We start from the raw sequence: 20,132 nt of genomic DNA, 5'->3' as shown, positions 1-20,132 counted from the left end.
GCAACGATCCAGGGCCGCCGCTCCCTGAGGTGAAGAAGTCGAGGTCCTGTCGGCCTCGCTGAGGCTCCGCGGCTCAGTTCGCTGCTCATGCAACGCCGATGTCCCGGGTGGGGTTCGGCGAAGGCACCGTGCATCGGCGAATCCAGCGAGGGTGACAGCGTGACCGATTCCACGTCGCTGCGGAGGCGGCGTCGCGAGCTGGCGGAGCTGGATGCGCTGGTGGACCGTGCCCGGACGAGGAGGTCGCCGCTGACTTGGAACGGTCCGCGGTGCGGGCGCGGGCCCGGGGTCGCGCGGCGGCCGCCGGCGCGTTCCTGGAACGGTCGGCGGAGCTGACGCCCGCGCCCGCCGACCGCGGACGGCGGTTGATCGCGGTCGCCGAGGCCAAGCATGGCCGCCGTCTACGGGGCCGGCTGGGCGACGCTGAGCAGGTGACCGCCGTCGCGAACGCGATCTTGGAGGCGACCGCCGCCGAGGAGGAGTCCGATCGTGCGGGACCGGATCCTGCTCGGTCAGGCGCTGCTGGCCGCCAAGGGGCAGAAGGCCGTGATCGCGACGCTGCGCCGGGCGCAGCGGGCGTTCCTGGAGCAGGCACCGGACTCGCTGGAGCTGCACTGGATGTGGTTGAGCCGATCCCGGTCATTTTGGGGCGCTGCCGCTTGCTGTACGGAGAGGCGCTCCACCGTCGGCGCCGGCACGCCGAGGCGCGCGAGCAGTTCCGCGCCGCGTACGAGACGCTGTCGATCCATGGCTTCGACGGCTTGGCCGAGCGCGCCGCACGTGGGCTGAGCGCGATCGGCGAGACCCCGCGCGAGCGTCGGCGGCGCAGCTCACCGTCCAGGAGCTCACCGTGGCGCGCCTCGCCCGCGAAGGGCTGACCAACCGCGACATCGGCGCCCGGCTGTTCGTCAGCGCGCGGACCGCCGAGTACCACCGGTGCAAGGTCTTCACCAAGCTCGGCATCAGGGGGCGCGCCGAGCTGGCCCTGGCCGGCTCTTGAGAACCGACTAGGCGCAGCTCAGCCGGGTGCGGCGGCACCATCGCAGCCGCCTGAATGAGATAGTGCATTAGATGACAGATTGGCCCTAGTTCCACCATTGATGTGCGGCGCGGAAGACATGACATAGATGTCCCAAAAGTCTGATTCTGGGGATGGGCGGTCCGCCGCCGGGGCGGGTGGAACCCTGCGGCCGGCGTCGCTGCTGGGCCGAGAGGCGGAGTGCAGGACGCTCGACCGGCTGCTTGCGGACGTCCGCGGCGGCGAGAGCCGGGTGCTGGTGCTGCGCGGCGAGGCGGGAGTGGGCAAGTCGGCGCTGCTGGATCACCTTGTCGCGAGGTCCTCGGGGTGCCGGGTCGTAGCGGCCACCGGGGTCCAGGCGGAGATGGAGCTGGCCTTTGCGGCCGTCCACCAGCTGTGCCTGCCGATGCTGGACCTCCTGGATTCCCTGCCCGAACCGCAGCATGACGCGCTCGGCACCGCGTTCGGGATGCGCGCAGGTCCCGCTCCCGACCAGTTCCTCATCAGCCTCGCCGTGCTCAACCTCCTGGCCCAGGCCGCCGACGAGCGTCCCCTGGTATGTGTGATCGACGACATCCAGTGGCTGGACCGGGCCTCTGCGCAGGTCCTCACCTTCGTGGCCCGCCGCCTCATGGCCGAATCCGTGGCCTGTGTCTTCGCCGTCCGTGATTCCGGCGAGACCGACGTGCTGCCGGGTCTGCCCGTGATGGAGGTCGGCGGACTGCGGGACGCCGATGCGCGGACCCTCGTCAGCCGGGTGGTCCCCGGGCCGCTGGACGAGGAGGTGCGCGACAGGATCCTGTACGAGTCGCGCGGGAACCCGCTCGCCCTGCTCGAGCTGCCCAAGGCCGCGTCCGCGGGCGGATTCGTGGCGGCGGCGACCGGGCAGTCGCTGTCGAGCCGCATCGAGGCCGGCTTCCAGCGCCGGTTGAACGGCCTGCCGGCCGACGGCCGGATGATGTTGCTGCTGGCCGCCGCCGAGCCTCTCGGCGATACGGCTCTGCTGTGGCGCGCCGCCGACATGATCGGCATCGACGCCGCCGCGGTCGACGAGGCCGATGAACTGATCGACTTCAGCGACCGGGTGCGTTTCCGGCACCCGCTCGTCCGCTCCGCGGTGTACAACGCGGCCGTCCCAAGGGAGCGCAGACAGGCCCACCGAGCGTTGGCGGAGGCGACCGACGCCGCCACCGACCCCGACCGGCGGGCCTGGCACCGCGCCCACAGCGCCGCCCACCCCGACGAAGGCATCGCCGCCGAACTCGAACGCTCAGCCGGGCGCGCACAAGCCCGCGGCGGTCTGGCCGCCGCCGCGGCCTTCCTCGAGCGGGCGGTCGAGCTCACCCCCGATGCCCGGCGCAGGGCCGAACGCGCCCTCGACGCCGCCAGGGCCAAGCACCTGGCCGGCAAGCCCGAGTCCACACTGGCGCTCCTGGCGACGGCCGAGACCGGACCGCTCGGCGAGCTTCAGCAGGCCCGCATCGACCTCTTGCGGGCCCAGCTCGCGTTCGTAACGAACCGGGGTAGCGACGCTCCGCCCCTCCTCGTCAAGGCCGCCAAACGGCTCGAGCCGATCGACGCCGGTCTTTCCCGGGCGACCTATCTGGATGCGATGTCCGCCGCGATGTTCGCCGGCCGTCTGGCCCGTCCCGGCGGCGGCATGCTGGAGGTGGCAAGTGCCGCAGGTGCGGCGCCACGGCCACTGCACGCCCCGCGCGCACCCGACCTCCTGCTGGACGGCTTCGCGGCGCTGTTCAACGAGGGGTGCGCGGCGGCAGTACCGATCCTGCGGCGGGCCTTGGCCGCCTTCGGCGGCGGCATGTCCGCGGATGAGGAGCTGCGCTGGATGTGGCTGGCCTGCGTCGCTGCGCTGCATATCTGGGATGACGATCGCTGGGAGGCGCTCTCCGGCCGGTACGTCGAGCTGGTTCGCAGCGTCGGCGCGCTGAGCGAGCTTCCGCTCGCCCTCACCATGCGCGCCCACCTGCTCCTGTTCACCGGCGACCTGACCGCCGCGGGATCACTGATCGATGAGGTACGGGCCGCCACGGAGGCGACGGGCAGCAACCTCGCGCCGTACGGCGCCATTACTCTCGCCGCGTTGCGCGGTCGCGAAGCCGAGGCATCCGCGCTGATCGAGGTCACCACCAAGGATGTGACCAGGCGTGGGGAGGGCGTCGGGATAACCACGGCCGAGCTGGCGACCACAGTGCTCAACAACGGCCTTGGCCGCTACAGCGAGGCGATGATCGCCGCCCAGCGGGCCGTCGTCCATGAACGGGACCTGGGCGTATCGAACTGGGCTGCGGTCGAGCTCATCGAGGCGGCCACACGCAGCGGGACGAGCGAGTCAGCGGCCGGAGCCCTTCGCCGGCTTGCCGAGATCACCGGTGCCAGCGGAACCGACTGGGCGCTCGGTGTCGAGGCCCGTTCGCGTGCGCTGCTGACAGAAGGCGAGGCCGCCGAGTGCCTTTACCAAGAGTCGATCACACACCTCGGCCGGACCCGCTTTCGCTCCGACCTCGCCCGCGCCCACCTGCTTTACGGCGAATGGCTCCGCCGCGAACGCCACCGTACCCAGGCCCGCCAGAACCTCCGCACCGCCTTCGACCTGTTCACCGAGATCGGCATGAAGGCCTTCGCCGACCGGGCCGCACGCGAGCTCCAGGCCACCGGGGAGACCGCCCGGAAGCGCAACATCGAGACCACCGAGCAGCTCACCCCTCAGGAGGCCCAGATCGCCAGGCTGGCTCGCACCGGCCTGACCAACAAGGAGATCGCCACTCGCCTGTACGTCAGCCCCCGCACGGTCGAACACCACCTGCGCAAGGTCTTCACGAAACTCGGCGTCGCCTCGCGTCATCAGCTTGAGGAGCTCCCCTGACCCCAGCGGCGTCGCTACCCGCACATGCCCCTTCTCCATGCCCCGTCCTTGGGGCATCGCCGGTGCGGATTTCGGCGAGCGGGACCGGCGGCCAGCTTGGAGCTCCAGGAGGCGGTGCCGCCGACCGAGTTCGGTGGGCTGGAGACGGCGGCCATTCGACGCCCTAGGGACCCTGGCCAGGCTCTCCCTGATGTGACCCCAGCGCATGCCCGGACGCAGTGAGCGGTGTCTGGACAGCGCTGGCGGCGTTCATCAGCCGGCGGATCCGCCGAGTACGGTGCGCGTGCCGGTGGACGGTCGTCATGCGAGCTCGGCGAGGCGTTCGTTGCACTCCTCGGTGCCGATCTCACCGCGAGGGTGGCGTGGACACGAGCCCGATACCCCGGCTCGTCGACCGCCCGACCGCAGCACCAGCCGCCGGTTCTGCAGTCCCAGCCGTCACGCGGCAGGGCCAGGGCGCGCAGTCCGCTGACGTCGATGAAGCTCAGCCTCTCCACGTCGATCCAACGTCGCCGGAAGTGTGTTCGAGCACGCTGGACAGCGCGGTGGTGAAGGTGGCGAGCGTGGTGATGTCGACCTCCCGTCGACGACCAGGTACGGCCGTTCGCAGGCGCCGTCCAGTTGCAGCGGCGCTCTGCGCAGCCGCACGCCCTCGATCGCGGAGTCTGAGTCGTCCCAGCCCTGTGACCGGTCACTGTCGGTGCTCACCGGAACGGGCATGTCCTCAACGGGCTGTTCGGTCATGTCGTCTCCTTGATCGGTTCGCGATCAGGCGATGCGGAACCGCGCTCCGGCCGATCGAGAACCTGTGCAGCGGTACGTCCACATGAGGGAACAAGGGCATGGGTTAGCACGCCGAAATGCGCGCACAGGTGGCGCAGTCCATCTTCGATCGCGTCGTGGAACTACCCGATCGCTCCCGACCACACGTCAGTCAGACCCGTTCGTCCGGGAAAGTACGGTCGGGCCGGGAGTGGAGTTCCAGCGTCCCGACCGCACCGAGAAGCCCGCGCAGGTCGGCATCGTCCCGCTCGACGTCCGCCGGATCGAACAGCCATTTGGCGGGCGGCAGCCGGATGATCTTCTTCAGGTGAGTCGACGGAGCGATGGCCGGTTCCGCCTCGATTTCGATATCCAACCCGTGCAACGAAGGCGGCCGGCCCACCACCACCACGTCGCACAGGACGCAAGGGGGAACGCCGAGGCCAGCCGAGTTGACCGGCGGCTCGCCGAACGTGCCCAGGCCGTGGTCGGCGAGCCCGTGGTCGCCGATCACCAGCAGTTCGGCCTCTCGCGCCGCCTCGATCAACGCGGGCCGCGGATCGCCCGGAACGATCGCCGTGGTCACAAGGATGCGGGGTTCGGCGGCCAAAGCAGCGGCCCGCGCCTGTTTCAGGACCGCGTCGGCGCCTTCGCCGATCGCACGTGCGGCATCGACGAGCCCATCCTCCGGCGGCGTCTTCGCTCCCCCCACCGCCGCCGAGACAGCGTGCAGCACGTGCAGCGTGACCACACGATCAGCCGCCTCACGCGCGGCCCATTCGACGGCTCGTAGGCCCGCCTGCGAGCCGTCGGCCACCACCACGATCATGTCTGACCTCCTTGTTCACACATTCCATCGCCGACATCTCAACGTGATCGGCATCCGCGCCTGTGCACCGCCCCCGACGACCAGCGAGGGCTGTACGTCGCTGGGTGCACGTCCTCGCCGCCCCTCGTGGGTGAGGACGCGCACGCGGCTGCAATGCTGAGCACTTCCGGTCCAACGGCCCGACAGCGGCACGTCGTTGGGCCGCTCAATCTGCTCGAGACGCCCCGGCCAGCCATTCGCCGGTGGGGGTGTTGACACCGGTGTTCGGCGATGCCGCCACCGCTCGTGGCCGTGCTCGCCGGGCTTCCTCACCAGCTTCGAACCAATCAGGCCGGCGCCGCCGACTACCACGATCTTCATGACGAACCTCCTGTCCGCCGGGTGGCCGTTGCCCTCTCCAGCTAAGACAGAGCAACCTTGCGACCTGTGACAACTCGAGCGAAGTTCCTCGAGTTGCGGCCCCTGCTGCTTCGAGTGGCCGACCAGGGAGCGCACGGCCAGGTTGTCGGCCGCTGCTTGGCTGATCACCATCCCGCCGACGGGGATGACCGGCCGGGCGATGTCGTTGATCACGTCGCGCAGGACGATCCCCTCGGTCCCGTTGCTGCCGACCGCGGAGGTTTGGGACGCAAACAACCTTGCGGTGAGTCGTGTGGTTCGCGCTCGCGTCCACCCTTTGCACGATCGCACCGGCCCCGGACGCCCTCGAGGAAGACGCGGCGGCGGCCGTAGTGGTTGCCATGGGCGCTGGCGACCCGCGCCGAGTCTGTGTGCGTCCTCGCCGGGCTCCTGTCGGCAGCCACCAACCGCTACCCCCAATCCCGCGCCGGGGGCCGGGTTTCCACAGTGTGGACGTCCGGTTTATGCCATCGGCCCGTCGTGGCCGCTGTCGGGCAGCGCCTGCCGGAGTTGGTGGCGAGAGGTGATTTCGAGCTTGGCGAAGACCTTGCCCAAGTGGTACTCGACGGTGCGTGGGCTGAGGAACAGCTGGGCGGCGATCTTTGGGTTCGACATGCCTGCCCGGGCCAGCCGCGCGATCTGAGCCTCTTGAGGGGTGAGCTGGTCGCGCGTGCCGGCGGTGGGCCTGCGGACGGTCTCGCCGGTGGCCAGCAGCTCCCGGCGGGCCCGCTCGGCGAACGCCTGCATGCCGATCGCGGCGAACATGTCGTGCGCGGTGCGCAGCTGCGCCCGCGCGTCGGTCCGCTGGCCCTCTCCGTGCAGCCATTCGCCGTAGAGCAGGTGCGCGCGGGCGAGTTCGGGCCGAAAGCCGGTGCGGCTCAACCGGTCGATGGCCTCGCCATAACAGCGCTCGGCGTCCTCGCCGTCTCTGAGCAGCGCCCGGGAACGCGCGTAGATGCCCTGTCCCCAGTCGGTCTGGCCGATGCTGGTCGCCTCGGCCAGACTGCCGAGCGCGTCCGCAGCCAGCCGGGTCTGCCCGGTCCTGATGGCCGCCTCGATCAGCTCGGGCAGCGCCCACATGGAGACGTGCAGCTCAGGCGCCTGCTCGGCGGCTTGCGCCTCGGCCAGGGCTTTCTCGTGGCGGCCGAGCCCGTTGTAGAGGATGGCCGATACCCACTGCGCGTATTGGATGCCTGTGCCCTGTCCCGCGGCCCGAGCATCCGTGATCACGGCATCGATCAGCTCGATGGCCTCGGCTTCTGCCCCCCGGAATCCGGCGAGCGATATGGCCCCGAAGGGGGGATAGCGGGTCCCTGTCGCCGCTGCGATCGCCTCCCCCTCCGCGATCAACGAAGCGGCCACGGCGAAATCCCCGCGCCAGACCGCAAGGGTGACTGTCGAGTTCACCCAGATCACCAGCTGGGCGAGCAAGCCCGCCTCGCGGCAGAACTGGAGCTCGCGGGCCTGAATGGTATGCCAGCACTCCTCATCCCACACCCAGGACGCGGCGGCCACGGCCATCGGGCTCCACCGCAGGCGCTCCGCCATGGTGATCTCTTCTTCGGCAAAGACACGCGCTGACTGCCTCAACAGGGGTGCAGCCTGGGCGCGTCCCTCGGTGACCAGGACGGCCACGCCGTCCAGCAGCAGATCGGATGGGCGGGGCGCGCCTGCGGGCGGCGGTGCTGACCGGGCGGCCTGGGAGACTTCGTGCAGATCGCCGGCGCCCGCGAACTGCCCGGCGAACAACGCGGCATACCACGCGTCCAGGTATGTCTCGCGTGCGAGCACGACATCCAGCGGCTCGAGCTGCTTGGCCGCCTTCAGCAGCAGCGTCGGGGCGTCGCCACCCGCACTGGAGGCGAACGCGATCTGCCCGCGAAGCAGGGCGGCGCGGGCCTGCTGAAGTTCATCCAACGGCCCCGCCGCCGCCATGGCGAGCAGCTCGGTCGCCGCATCGAATGCGCCGGCCTGGAGATTTGCCTGCGCGGCCGCGAGGGCGCGCTCGGACCGCGGTGCGGGCTCGCCCGTCAGCTCGGCCGCGCGCTGCAAGAACGCCGCCGCCGCGGCCATGCCGGCGCGGGCCTGCGCCCGGCCCGCTGACCGCTCCAGCTCCGCGGCCACCTCCTCATCGGGTCCTAGCACCGCCGCCGCCAGATGCCACGCCCGCCGATCCGGGTGACGGTCACGGTCGGTCACCTCGGCCAGGGCCCAGTGTGCCGCCCGCCGCTCTGGCAACGACGACGCCGAGTACACCGCAGACCGCACCAGCGGATGCCGGAACCGCATTCGCGTCCCGATCTGTAGCAACCCGTCGGTCTGAGCGGCCTCTGCGGCGGAAGTCGGGATCCCCAGTCGCTCGGCTGCCCGCCAGACCAGCACTGGGTCGCCGACCGGCTCGACCGCCGCGACCAGCATCAGCGACCGCGTATCGGCGGGGAGGGTTTCCAGTCGGCTGCGGAAACCCTGCTCGATCCGCGCCGGGATCGCCTGTCCCTCGACCAGCCCGAACCCGCTCGCCAGCTGCGCTGGGCCCAGCCCGCGCGGCAACTCCAGCAGCGCCAGCGGGTTGCCGTTCGTTTCGGCCAGAATTCGATCTTGGACCGGCTCGTCGAGCCGGAACCGGACCACCGACTGCAGCAGCGTGCGGGCTTCCTGGTCGGGCAAGCCCCCCACCTCCAGGTCCGCAAGCCCGCGGAACTGCTCGCCCGGCTCGCGCGCGGCGAAGATCAGCCCCACCGGCTCGGCCAGCAGGCGCCGCGCCGCGAATGCCAGCGCCTGCGCCGACGCCCGGTCCAGCCACTGCGCGTCATCGACCACGCACAGCAGCGGCCGTTCCTCCGCTACCTCCGACAGCAAGGTCAGCACCGCCAGTGCGACCATGAACTGGTCTGGCGCATCCCCCTCGCGCAGGCCGAACGCGACCCCCAGCGCGTCGCGCTGCGGACGTGGCAGGCCCTCCAGCCGGTCCAGGAGCGGCACGCACAGCAGATGCAGGCCCGCGAACGCCAGCTCCATCTCCGATTCGACCCCCACCGCCCGGGCCACACGCATATCCGCCGCCGCCCCGGCCAGGTACTCCAGCAGCGCCGACTTGCCCACCCCCGCGTCACCCCGGACCACCAGCACCCGCCCGCGTCCTGACCGCAGATCCCCCAGAAGGCCATCAAGCGCCGCGCGCTCTCGCTGCCGGTCCAACAGCGCTGGAGTCACCTCAGATCGCGTCCGCATGCCCATCTCTCCCACAATCCAGCACATGCCCGCCAGCGTGAATGTATCCTTTGTAATTTATACCACGCCACCCATTCCATGGTGGCGGTTGTCACATCTATGGCATTCTCTCGGCCGCCAATAGGTGTTCTCGTTGGCACCACACTGCCCAGGACTGTGCGGGTCGGGCGTATACCAGGCGACCTGGGCGTCCTCATGGTTCAATTGCGTCCATACCTTCCGCGCCCCGCACATCCGCTGGTCTGACCCCTCCCACACCCGCGCCTTATTTCAAGTCTTCAATTGTTCGTCACGCGCCGCGCGAGCCGACGTTTCAGCTCGCGTTTCTTCGTCGCCCAATACGTCGACGGCACACATTTCAGGACAGCAAAGATCGACTCCGCACCGGTCTGCTCCTGGTGAGGATAAATGAACTCGACCAGCGCGGCTGTTTCGGATCGATTTCCCAGACGAAAAATGCACTTGTGGCCTTCAGGATCTCATTCGCCCGCCGTGGTTCACGATTCTCACGCTCGAGCTCGGCGATCTCTGCGCGTCGGTGGTCGTGGTCCACGGGCGCCTGCCGGCATCGACGTCGGCCTGCCGGATCCAGGTCCGCAACGCTTCACGATGCACCCCGAGCTTGTCGGCGACCCGAGCGATCTTGTGGGGCTTCAGAATCCCGATGCGAGGCTTGACCTGCTGGTTTTCCCTGTGGGAACACGCGATGAGCGTGATCAGGTGGCGGTACTGCGGCGGCAGGTGAACCGTCCTGCCCTCCAGCCACCTGATCGAGTTCTGCTCTCTGTCGAGGATGCTGCCACGAGTCCGCTTGAGCGTGTGGGGGCCAATATTGCACGCCTAGACGCTGATCTGGGCTTTCGCAGTCCGCCAGAGATTGTCCATGCGAGCCAGCCGATCGCCTCAGCCGTAGACCACCACCGGGCTGCGACCAGAGGCACGGCGGCTTCGTCCGTATCTACTACCTGTAGGAATACCGAAACCCGATACGGTCGGCGACCGATCTGCGGTCCCGGTTGGCGGCTCGTCCGGACCGGCCATGTTCGCTCGTTGTTTGCTCGGCGTCCCAGGTACCGCACGACACGCCGCGACATGCGGCGGCATGAAAATCGGGCTGGACGTGCACAGGGCGGTGACGTGCACAGGGCGGTATAGACTGACACTGAGAGCACTGATCTGACACGAGAGCAGCGGACTCTTAATCCGCGGGTTCGGGGTTCAAGTCCCTGACGGCGCACCCGTTTCAGCCTGCAGCAACGCCCTCTGATCGGGTTACCGCTGCTGATGCATGGGTCCGAGCAGTGGCCGACCTGGGGCCGCGATTGAGGCACCCGCAGATCAGACTCGCCCTGCATGGGCGTCTAGGGGTCTCAGCATGGTTCGGGCGGAGGCGTGATCACGCGCTGGCCTGGCAGTACGACCGCGCTTGCGATCTCCAGTTAGCCCTTCGCTATGCCGACGCCAGAAATAAGGGGGAGCTCAGAGGCTCGTTTGATGCGTCCCAGGAGCGGCGGGCCCCTCGTGCGCTGGCGTGATCAGCGCCGCTGGGGCCGGCCGACCTGGCGGCTTGGATGCGCCCTCGATCGGCTTATACGACCCTTGCGGTTCTTGCGCCCACGGCGGTTTTTCCGTGATGGAGGGCGTCGGCGCGTCCGGTTCGTACCGGGGACGAGCCTTCCAGCCTCGAGGACGTGCGCAGCGGTCTTCTCAGCCGCACTGTGGGCGACTTCGGGCAGCACCGAGGTGTAGGTGTCAGCAGTGAGAACGATGCTGGAGTGACCCAGCATCTCCTGCACCACCTTCAGTTCCACACCGGCCGCGAGTGCCAGCGTGGCGGCACCGTGCCGTAGGTCATGGAGCCGGACTGGCGGGAGCCCATGTTCGGCGACCAGCTCTCGAAAGGTGCGGGTAAGCCTGTCGGGAGCCATCGGATCCCCGTTCAGCCCGGTGAACACATAGCCACTGTCTCGATAGCGCTCGCCAAGCCGGAGACCTTCGCGCCGTTGACGGTCACGGTGGGCGCGCAGCGCCGCGACCGTGGTGCGATCCAGGGCGATCACCCGTGCACTGTGGGCGGTCTTGGGCAGTGACACCGCCAGATGCCCGTTGCATTGCTGGAGTTGCTGGGTGATGACGGCAACGCCCTCGTCCAGGTCTACGTCGCACCCGCGCAGCCCGCCGCTTCTCCACGGCGCAGCCCTCGTAGCGCGATCAGATGGAACGCGGCGTAAAGCCGATGCTCGCGAATGGCGTGCAGGAACTCCGCGGTCTGTGCGGCGGTCCATACCGCCACCACCGGCCGTTCCCCAGTCTGTTTCCAATGTTCGACGCGGCTCGCTGTCCACACCACCGCTCGAGGGCGCCGCGCGCCGGGCAGTTCGACCTGGGCTGCGGGATTGTCGCGGATCAAGCCCTGACGGACGGCAGTGTTGAGCGCGACGCGCAGCGTCGCGCGGATGCGATTGAGGGTTGCCGCGGTGACCGGCGTGCCCAGTACTTCGTGCTGCCGGGCGATCGCGGCGAACATCGCGTGCAGGTGCAGCACTGCCAGGTCGGTAAGGAGGATCTTGCCGAGGCAGGGCGCCAGGTAAAGGCGGACGTGGCTGGCGTATCCACGGACCGTGGATGACGCTTGGTTACGGGTGGTCAATCTCCGATCGCGCGTGCCCGGGCCAGGCTTCAAACACCATGTGATCTGTGACCGCAACGGCGTCCCGCTGGCCGTCGGCGTGATCGACGGACACCGCAACGACGCCAGCCAAGGGTCGAGCCCTTATGGACGTTTCTCTTCCCAACGGGCAGTTAGGTCCTTGCAGGTGATATTGATGAGGCCACCCGTAAACTTTATTTCGTGTGTGCAGCCATTGACATGAGGAAGTATCTCGTCAAGAAGCAGTCTATCGAGACCCTGAGGATACTCCTCATCTTCGTCCTCATCGACTTCGATAGTGCAAGCGGAGACTCCTTGGTACTCAATAGTCAAGAAACTTGTGTGCATCCACGGATTCGGCGACAGGCGCAGGACTATGGAAGCTTGGCCGTCAGCCCACAGCCCCAACTCCGCGACCTTTAGATTCTTGACGCTTTTCGGTTCACCGAACTCGTAGTGACTGGGCTGCAGCACGAAATCACGGGCACCGCTCGGCAATTTTTCCGCGAGCTGAGGCAACCTCTCCAGGTACGGCTTGGGATCCAGCCGGTAGGCGGGGTAGTCGTCATCGTCAATCCACTCAACGATCACATATTTCACTCGACCCACCTTTTGACCATTCCCGATTAACAGTCAATTCCCAACCGCTCACTTAGATCGCCAACCTTGCTGTTCAGCTGCTGCACACAACGAGGCAGATCTTTCGAAACCTCGTGGCGGCGGCCCCCTGTGCCGGACGATACCTAGGCCAAGGTCACCGGCCGCAGCACCTGCTCCTCGCAGCGAGCCGCAGCCCCCATGACCGTACATCGTAGGGCGCGATTCCTGATCCGTGAGCCGAGCATGGCGCCTGATATGTCAGCGCGTGGGATGACCCTCGCCCCTGCCTCAAGGCAGGTACTCCTTGCAATCCTCAGTGAAAAGCACAATGACGATATCGCCCGCAGTGCGGTCCGGATCGATATACGCGGCCCGATCCGGCCTCATTGTGCAAAAGGTCACATTCCCCGTGAAATGATCAGGGTCTACCAGGGTTGGAGCAGCGGAAATATATCCGGCCATTCTAATGCCTGGATATTCACGGTATTGCTTGCACAGGGCTGCCCATGCGAACGCCACGCCACGTCGCAGCAGGTGCACAACACGTGCCTCACCTACAGCATCCAAATCCATATCCGGTATGCCGCGGCCGTTGACCGCCGCCTCGTAGTCGATCACTTCAGAGAATCGCCCCCTCTCTCCGAAATAGCTCTCGCGCCAGGCCCTCAGGAGGGTCGCGCCGTCGGAAACCGTCCAGCCACGATCTATGGGGCCTTGAAGATCCGGAATGAGATCATTACGGGAGATGGTTCTGAGGAAGTCGCTACCCACGATTCTGGAGGCGTCAGTGCTCATCCATGCCATACGAAATCGTCCATTGTGACAAGTGAACCACCATAACAACACATCATCACGGGAGCCGGGCACCTACAGCCGGCATCGGCCGCATCGATCACTGCAAGAAAGACCTCCGGATCCGGCGCAGAACGCGCCACGCTGGATCGGATCCGCGTCACGTTGCGTGCGGCGCTGAACGTGGTGCTTCTGTCAGCAGTGCCGGCGGAAGGCATCGGCGACGGACTCGTCGATGGACGTCAGCTGCGTATGGATCTGGTCGATGGCAGAAGGGGTCAGGTCCCCGAGCAGGTCGTGGGCTCGGCGCCAGTGCCGGTGGGCGGTCGCGTGGTCGCCGGCGAGGCGGTGCCCGGCGCCGAGGTGGGCGAGGGTACTGGCCTCGCCGTACCGGTCCCCGATCTCCCGGAACAGGTCGAGGGCCTGCCGGTACCAGGGGACCGCCCTGGCGGGGTCGCCCATCTGGAGGTGGGTGTCGGCGAGGCATGACAACGTATGGGTCTCCGCGGAACGGTTGCCGAACTTCTGATGCAGGACCAAAGCCTGCTCGAGCAGGTTGAGGGCCTGACGGTGGTTTCCCAGGCGGCCGTGGTGCCAGCCGAGGTTGGTGAGCGCGATGGCCTGGCCGGCCTGGTCGCCGAGTCGGTCGAACAGGTCGCGGGCGCGGCGGGCGGCGTCGAGCGCGTCGGCCTCCCGGCCCTGGATGGTGAAGACGAGGTCGCGATGGTAGTGCGTCCACGCCTGACCGATGGGGTCGTCGTATGACCGGTCAAAGGCGGCGTCGAGGTTGCGGTGGGCGTCGTCGAAGCGGCCCAGGTCGGCCAGGGCCCAGGCCAGGTTGCGGTGCGCGTGGGTCTCTTCCACCGGGTCGCCCATCCGCCGGGCGGCGGCCAGTGCGGTCTGCTGGGTCTCGGCCTGGTCGAGCCAGTAGCCCTGCCGCTGCAGGAAAACGAACAGCGACCGTGCCAGATGGCAGACCTGCCGGTCCAGGCCCAGTTCGGCGGCGAGCTTGAGGACGGCGAGCAGGGCGGGACGCTCGGCCGTGAACCAGTCCATCGCTTCGTCCGGCCCGGCGAAGTCGGTGACGGAGACGCCTGGGAGGGGCGCGGCGGGGGCGACGGTCTCGATGTGTCCGTGGAGGGGCAGCACAGCGGCGTACGCGGTTTGGACGTAGTGGTCCACGATGCGGTGCCGCGCGGCCTCTCGGTCCGCGTCGTGGGCCTCGCAGAGTTCGGCGGCGTAGGCGCGCAGCAGGTCGTGGCACGAGTAGTGGCCCGGGGGGTGCTCGGTGAGCAGGTTGGCGCGGGTCAGTTCGGCCAGGGGTCCCCGTAGCCGCGAGACCGGGATGCCTGCCAGGCTGGCGGCGCCGGTGACCGCGCTGCCGGGGCCGGGGTGCAGCCCGGCGACCAGCCGGAACAGCCGCGCCGCTGCCTCGCTGAGCGTCCCGTACGACCACGAGAAGATCGCCCGTACGTCGACGGCACAGTCCAGCGCGCCGAGGGCGTCCGCGAGCTCACCGGCGAGGGCGTCGAGCGAATGCCGGGGATGGATCGCGGCTCGGGCGGCGACGATCGCCAATGCCAGCGGCAGCCCGGCGCAGCGGCGGACGATCTCTTCGACGGCCTCGGGCTCGGCGGCGAGCCGGTTCCGGCCGAGCCGGGCGGTCAGCAACCGCCGTGCCTCGTCCGGCGGCAGCAGGTCGAGGGTGAGCGGATGCGCGCCGTAGGCCATGACCGATTCGGCAAGGTGATCCCGGCTGGTGACCACGACCAGGCAGCCGGGCGCGGCGGGCAGCAGCGAGGCGATCTGGCCGGCCTCGCGGGCGTTGTCCAGCAGCACCAGCACGCGCCGGTCCGCCAGCAGGCTGCGATACAGCCCGACCTGGGCGGCCGGGTCGTCCGGGATCTGCTGCGGCGGCACCTGAAGCGAGTGAAGGAGCCCGCGGATGACCGCCTCGGGTGGTACGGCCTCTCCTGACGGGTCGTACCCGCGCAGGCCGACGTAGAGCTGACCGTCCGGGAACCGCCCGGCGACCCGATGCGCCCAGTGCACGGCCAGCGTGGTCTTCCCGACGCCGGCCGTGCCGGCGATCACCACGATCAGCGGCGACCTGGATCTGGTCTCGCCCGGCGGGCCGAGCAGCGCGTCCAGCGCCGCCAGCTCGGCCTCCCGGCCGGCGAATCCGTCGACGGTGGGGGGCAGTTGCCTGGGCACCGCGCGTCCTTCGGACGGGGCGCCGCGGGTCAGCAGGCCGGCGTGGGCCTGCCGCAGCTCGGGGCTGGGATCGGCGCCGAGTTCCTCGGCGAGCCGTCGCCGGATCGTCTCGTACCACGCCAGCGCCTCGGCGGGACGGCCCGCTGATTCGAAGGCCCGCAGCAGCCGCAGCCAGAGGGACTCTCGCAGCGGATGCTGCTCGGCCAGCTCGACCAGCTCGGCCAGCTCGACCGGGTCGACCGGCCTGGCCGGGTCGGGATGCTGTCGGTTCGCGAGGTCCAGGTCGACCCGCCGCTCCAGCGCGGTCAGGTACCGCTCGGCCAATGCCGGGGCAACGGAGTGCTCCAGCCAGTCCGATCGGATCCCGTCGAAGGGGGTGCCGCGCCAAAGTGCCATTGCGGTGGCCAACCGGGACCGCTCGGCCACCGGATCCGCTGCCGCCGCGGCCTCATCGAGCAGGCGGCCGAAGCGGAGCGCGTCCACGTGATCAGGCTCGGTGGCCAGCAGGTAACCGCCCGGCCGGGCGGTGATCAGCTCCCTGCCGGCGATCCCCAGGGCGCCGCGCAGTCGCTTGACACTCGTACGGACGTTGGCCCCCGGGTCGCCGCGCGCATCCATCCCCCACACCGCGGTGGCGAGCGTGTCCGCCGGGACCGTACGGCCCGCCGACATCGCCAGCACGGCCAGCAACGCGCGCAGCCGGACGCCCGGCAACTCGACCTGCCGCCCGTCCAGCGTAACGCGCAACGGCCCAAGCAACTCGACGGTCAGCACGCAGATCGCGCCCCCTTCCTAGGCCGGCAGCCGATGTCACGGGACTGACACAACTCTGTCACTTGCGGTCCGCCAAGCTGGCGATCATCCCGCACATGCCGTCCTCGGGAGGCGGTAGGACGGCGCGCCGATGGAGCGAAGGAGACCCGCGATGAGTCAGGTGCTCCTGGACGTGACGATATCCGAACGTCGGGACCAAGGCGCCCGTCGGGAAAGGTGGGAACGGCTCCACGAGTGAATGGCCGGGAGGGGCTCGGACGGCGAGGCCACAGCACCGGCCGTTACCAGGCCTGACCGAGGTCGGGATCGCAAGGGAATCCACACCCCGATTTATCGAAGGAGCATCAAGTCATGTCACGTGTCCGTGTTCACAACTTCGGCATCTCGCTCGACGGTTTCGGCACCGGTGAGGGACAGAGCCGCGAGGCACATTTCGGTCATGCCGGAGACAGGCTGCACCAGTGGATGTTCAACACCCGGCGGTGGAAGCCCGGCGGCAGCGGAGGCGTCGATGACGCTTTCACCCAGCAGCACGATCCGGGGATCGGTGCCGAGATCATGGGTGCCGGGAAGTTCGGCCACCCCGGATGGCACGATGACCCGCAGTGGAAGGGCGCGTGGGGTCCCAATCCGCCGTTCCATACACCGGTGTTCGTCCTGACCCATCACACCCGCCCGTCGATCGAGATGGAAGGCGGCACGACGTTCCACTTCATCGACGCCTCACCCGCCGAAGCCCTCAAGACGGCGCGCGAGGCCGCCGGCGATAAGGACATACGCCTCGGCGGAGGCCCCAGAGTGATCCGCGACTTCCTTGCCGCCGGGCTCGTCGACCACATGCACATAGTGGTGGTCCCGATCCTGCTCGGCCGGGGTGTACGCCTCTGGGACGGGCTGGAGGGCTTGGAGAAGGACTACCAGGTCGAGGCCACATCCTCGCCCAGCGGAGTCACGCACGTGACCTTCACCCGTACCGGCGCCTGAACCACCTCGACCAAGAACCGGACCGGAATGACATGCACTACCAGAACACGCCTGTTCGACCTGGCAGGAGGCACACATGAGCAGGGTCATCTGCGACCAAACCATCTCGGCCGATGGCTACTCGGCTGGGCCAAACCAGTCGGAGAAGCGCCCGTTCGGTGACGACGGCGGTGACGGCTGGGGCAACAGGTTGCACGCCTGGATGTTCGACGACCCCGAGGAGAACCGGACCGAGATCGACCGGATCAACGCCGCCAAAGCAGTCATCATGGGGCGGAACATGTTCGGCCCAGTGCGTGGTGAGTGGGACCGGCAATGGAAGGGCTGGTGGGGTGATAATCCGCCGTTCCACGCCCCGGTCTTCGTGCTCACCCATTACCCGCGCAACCCGCAGCCGATGGATGGCGGCACCACATATCACTTCGTCACCGACGGAATCGAATCGGCACTGGCCCAGGCGCGCGAGGCGGCCGGGGACGGTGATGTCTCCATCCATGGCGGCGCGATCACCATCAATGAGTATCTCGCCGCCGGCCTGGTCGACGAACTGCGGCTGCACATCGTGCCGTTCACGCTCGGCGCCGGCGCTCGGCTATTCGATGGTGTTCCGCCCCTGAATCTCGAGCAGGTGGAATCGCGGGCAGCGAGCTCGGTCACACACGTGACCTATCGTGTGCTCACCTGATCCGAACGGCGGTGTCGCACACGAGTGACACCGTGCTGCCAACAGATCTGCCGGGAGAGCCACGACCGTCCAAGGCGGGCTTCGCATTCTCCTCGGTTCGCGGGGAAGGACAGGATGACTTCCCCGCGGACCCCGGAAAACCACTTCGCTACGATCACTGGTCAGGTTCGGTGGGGTGGTCGTTACCTGCGGTCGTGGTGACAAGTGATTCGAGGAAACGGCGGACAATGGCGACGACCACGCGGCCTGCGGTGGCTGGATTCGGGTGGGTGGGTCGCCAGCCGTGGGGACGCCGTGGTTCCGTGAGGCTGGCGGGCTCCCACCCTCGGATTTCAATCCGCACACCGGCCGCTACCTGTCGTTCGCCGAGCGGGAGGAGATCGCGATCTGTCGCGCCTATGGATATGGCGTCCGCCAGATCGCCCGGCACCTGGGCAGATCACCCTTGACGATCTCCCGCGAGTTGCGGCGCAACGCGGCGACACGGGGTGGGAATCTGGTCTATCGGGCGGTGGCCGCGCAGTGGCATCGCGATCGGCGGGCGAGCAGGCCCAGGACCGCAAAGCTGGTCACCAACGATAGGTTGCGGGAGTACGTGCAGGACCGTCTGGCGGGGGTGATCGGTACTCCCGACAGTCGGCCGGGGCCCGGCCCGCGCACATCGTCGACGAGGTGTTCCTGCCCTTCATCCACGCCAAGGCAGGCAACCCGCCGTAACGGCCCGGCAGGCCAGCTCGCCAGCCGCCGACTCCTTGCCCATCCCTACTGGCGGACGCCAGTCAGGGGTTGCGTCGTGGCCACAGTGACGGGAGGCTTGCGCCATCTGAGCTGAAGCGAGCAGTGCACATGACGCAGCCGCCTCACCCTCCGGGCACGCCGCCGTTCCCCGGCTCCCGCTACTCGCCCGGCCCGCCGCCGCCTCGCGGCCCGGCCCCGGCGGGGTGTGGCACGCGCCTGCTGGGTGCCGCCCTGGCCGTCCTGCTGATCGTCGGCGGGCTCGCGGTCATCGGTTTCGTGCGCGCGGTCCTGACGGACGAGAAGCCAAAACCTCCTGCGAACAAGCAGCCCACCGAATTCACCACGGGTGGTTGCGTACGGCTGCGGGTGCAGCCATCACCGATGCACACCACTCCGCAAGGCAAAGTGATGTACACCCGTGCCGAGTACGCGCCTGTCCTGTGCGACGATCCGGCGGCCCACGCGCGGATCATCAAGATGGGGAAGGGCACTGGTGTTCCCGAAATCTTGGGTGACCAGGCCCTGGAAAAACTCACCAGGACACCGGCGATCGCGAACGACAGCCCGATCGCCGAATTCGTCACGACGAAACGCTCCAGCGCCTCGCCCCAGCCGATCCCGGCCGCGGCGGCGCCGATCACCGCCACGAGCACCTCGGCGACGGCCACGGCGAAGAGCCCGGCGGCCGGCAGGGGAACCGGCCGATGTCATGACCACATGATGGGCCCGGTCTCCCCGTTATGTCCTGGGTGTGCGCACCCAGGACGACCGGGAGACTCTCCCGGCCCTCCGGCAGTCCGTGCTCATGCGTTCGGGATTGGCAGGGGCGGAGGCTGGCCGCGTCGGCATCCCAACCCTGGAGGCACACACTTCATGACCCCCACCACGACCATGGCTGTGCGGACACCGCTGAGCCGTTCCGCACTCGCACTGCTGATCCCGATCGGCCCACTGGCCGTCGCGGCCCTGCGCGTCCTCCTCCCCTACTCGACCACTGACAAATCCGCAGAACTCGCGGGCAGCGTCGCCGCTGATCAAAGCGCTGAGAGCCTCGTGCTCTGGCTGACTCTGCTGGCCACCCTGACGCTGGTCCCGAGCACGATCGCGGTCGGCCTGCTCGCCGTCCGGCACAGCCCGAAGCTGGGGATGGCCGGCATGATTCTGGCCGTCGCCGGATTCGCTTCGATGTACTCCGTCTCGATCGTCGACCACGTCGCGCTGTCAGCTGCCCGCGCCGGACTGGACCCCGCGGACACGGCCCGGCTCCTGGACGACGTGCAAGGTCTGCCGGCCCTCACACTCGCCACGGTCTTCTTCGTCCTCGGCCACATCCTCGGCGTCATCCTGCTCGGCATCGCCCTCTGGCGAAGCAAGACCATCCCAGCCTGGGCCGCACTCGCTCTGATCGTCTCCCAGCCCCTGCACGCCGTTTTCGCCGCCGGCATCCCGAACGCCGCCCTGGACGGCCTGGCCTGGACGCTCACCGCCATAGGATTCGCCGCCGCGGCGTACGCCATCACCCGCTACGAGAACCCCTCCGCCGGCTGAGCAGCGCTCACCACATCCGGTTCG

The 20,132-nt window shown here is 68.5% G+C and carries 15 protein-coding genes and 1 pseudogene; 7 read left to right on the top strand and 9 right to left on the bottom strand.

The annotated features are described in order from the left end of the window. The first annotated feature begins 254 nt into the window (after window positions 1–254). The 3 genes from ACH34W_RS18730 to ACH34W_RS18720 all read left to right on the top strand — a co-directional run bounded on the left by ACH34W_RS18730 (window position 255) and on the right by ACH34W_RS18720 (window position 3,902). Window positions 255–878 carry a hypothetical protein gene (locus ACH34W_RS18730; protein ID WP_395962184.1) on the top strand — a complete coding sequence of 208 codons (624 nt, stop codon included), beginning with the start codon at window positions 255–257 and terminating at the stop codon, window positions 876–878. Continuing rightward, window positions 851–1,000 (top strand): helix-turn-helix transcriptional regulator, encoded by a 150-nt coding sequence (locus tag ACH34W_RS18725; protein WP_395962183.1) that lies wholly within the window; start codon window positions 851–853, stop codon window positions 998–1,000. The genes ACH34W_RS18730 and ACH34W_RS18725 overlap by 28 nt, the downstream gene beginning before the upstream one ends. Window positions 1,001–1,127: 127 nt before the next feature. After that, entirely contained in the window at window positions 1,128–3,902 is a 2,775-nt protein-coding gene (locus tag ACH34W_RS18720; RefSeq protein ID WP_395962182.1) for an ATP-binding protein, read from the top strand. A gap of 934 nt (window positions 3,903–4,836) precedes the next feature. Here ACH34W_RS18720 and ACH34W_RS18715 read toward each other — a convergent pair. The 8 genes from ACH34W_RS18715 to ACH34W_RS18680 all read right to left on the bottom strand — a co-directional run bounded on the left by ACH34W_RS18715 (window position 4,837) and on the right by ACH34W_RS18680 (window position 16,153). After that, window positions 4,837–5,493 carry a universal stress protein gene (locus tag ACH34W_RS18715; RefSeq protein WP_395962181.1) on the bottom strand — a complete coding sequence of 219 codons (657 nt, stop codon included), beginning with the start codon at window positions 5,491–5,493 and terminating at the stop codon, window positions 4,837–4,839. A gap of 15 nt (window positions 5,494–5,508) precedes the next feature. After that, window positions 5,509–6,066, bottom strand: coding sequence for a hypothetical protein (locus tag ACH34W_RS18710; RefSeq protein ID WP_395962180.1), 558 nt, complete (start codon window positions 6,064–6,066; stop codon window positions 5,509–5,511). Between the two features lie 288 nt (window positions 6,067–6,354). Then, complete coding sequence (locus ACH34W_RS18705) at window positions 6,355–9,123, bottom strand: AAA family ATPase (protein WP_395962179.1); 2,769 nt, start codon at window positions 9,121–9,123, stop codon at window positions 6,355–6,357. Between the two features lie 1,535 nt (window positions 9,124–10,658). Further along, window positions 10,659–11,216, bottom strand: coding sequence for a tyrosine-type recombinase/integrase (locus tag ACH34W_RS18700; RefSeq protein WP_395962178.1), 558 nt, complete (start codon window positions 11,214–11,216; stop codon window positions 10,659–10,661). A 62-nt stretch (window positions 11,217–11,278) separates the two neighbouring features. Beyond that, window positions 11,279–11,773, bottom strand: coding sequence for a hypothetical protein (locus ACH34W_RS18695; protein ID WP_395962177.1), 495 nt, complete (start codon window positions 11,771–11,773; stop codon window positions 11,279–11,281). Window positions 11,774–11,896: 123 nt separating this feature from the next. Next, on the bottom strand, window positions 11,897–12,373 hold the full coding sequence (locus ACH34W_RS18690; protein WP_395962176.1) for a hypothetical protein: 477 nt from the start codon (window positions 12,371–12,373) through the stop codon (window positions 11,897–11,899). Window positions 12,374–12,661: 288 nt separating this feature from the next. Next, complete coding sequence (locus ACH34W_RS18685; protein WP_395962175.1) at window positions 12,662–13,168, bottom strand: hypothetical protein; 507 nt, start codon at window positions 13,166–13,168, stop codon at window positions 12,662–12,664. Between the two features lie 192 nt (window positions 13,169–13,360). Further along, entirely contained in the window at window positions 13,361–16,153 is a 2,793-nt protein-coding gene (locus ACH34W_RS18680; protein ID WP_395962174.1) for a BTAD domain-containing putative transcriptional regulator, read from the bottom strand. 351 nt (window positions 16,154–16,504) lie between these two features. Here ACH34W_RS18680 and ACH34W_RS18675 point away from each other — a divergent pair, with 351 nt between their 5' ends. The 3 genes and pseudogenes from ACH34W_RS18675 to ACH34W_RS18665 all read left to right on the top strand — a co-directional run. Beyond that, on the top strand, window positions 16,505–17,137 hold the full coding sequence (locus ACH34W_RS18675) for a dihydrofolate reductase family protein (RefSeq protein ID WP_395962173.1): 633 nt from the start codon (window positions 16,505–16,507) through the stop codon (window positions 17,135–17,137). A 76-nt stretch (window positions 17,138–17,213) separates the two neighbouring features. Further along, entirely contained in the window at window positions 17,214–17,822 is a 609-nt protein-coding gene (locus ACH34W_RS18670; protein ID WP_395962172.1) for a dihydrofolate reductase family protein, read from the top strand. 259 nt (window positions 17,823–18,081) lie between these two features. Next, window positions 18,082–18,477, top strand: a pseudogene (locus ACH34W_RS18665) (transposase); the annotation flags it as partial. 241 nt (window positions 18,478–18,718) lie between these two features. Here ACH34W_RS18665 and ACH34W_RS18660 read toward each other — a convergent pair. Further along, on the bottom strand, window positions 18,719–19,228 hold the full coding sequence (locus ACH34W_RS18660; RefSeq protein ID WP_395962171.1) for a hypothetical protein: 510 nt from the start codon (window positions 19,226–19,228) through the stop codon (window positions 18,719–18,721). A 205-nt stretch (window positions 19,229–19,433) separates the two neighbouring features. On the opposite strand from ACH34W_RS18660, the gene ACH34W_RS18655 reads away from it, so the two are divergent. Further along, window positions 19,434–20,108, top strand: coding sequence for a hypothetical protein (locus ACH34W_RS18655; protein ID WP_395962170.1), 675 nt, complete (start codon window positions 19,434–19,436; stop codon window positions 20,106–20,108). Window positions 20,109–20,132 lie beyond the last annotated feature (24 nt).

The sequence above is a fragment of the Actinomadura sp. 6N118 genome (assembly GCF_044326415.1).
In the GTDB taxonomy this organism is placed as follows: domain Bacteria; phylum Actinomycetota; class Actinomycetes; order Streptosporangiales; family Streptosporangiaceae; genus Spirillospora.
The sequence above is the reverse complement of the archived record's forward strand: the minus strand, read 5'-3'. Positions and strand labels throughout refer to the sequence as shown.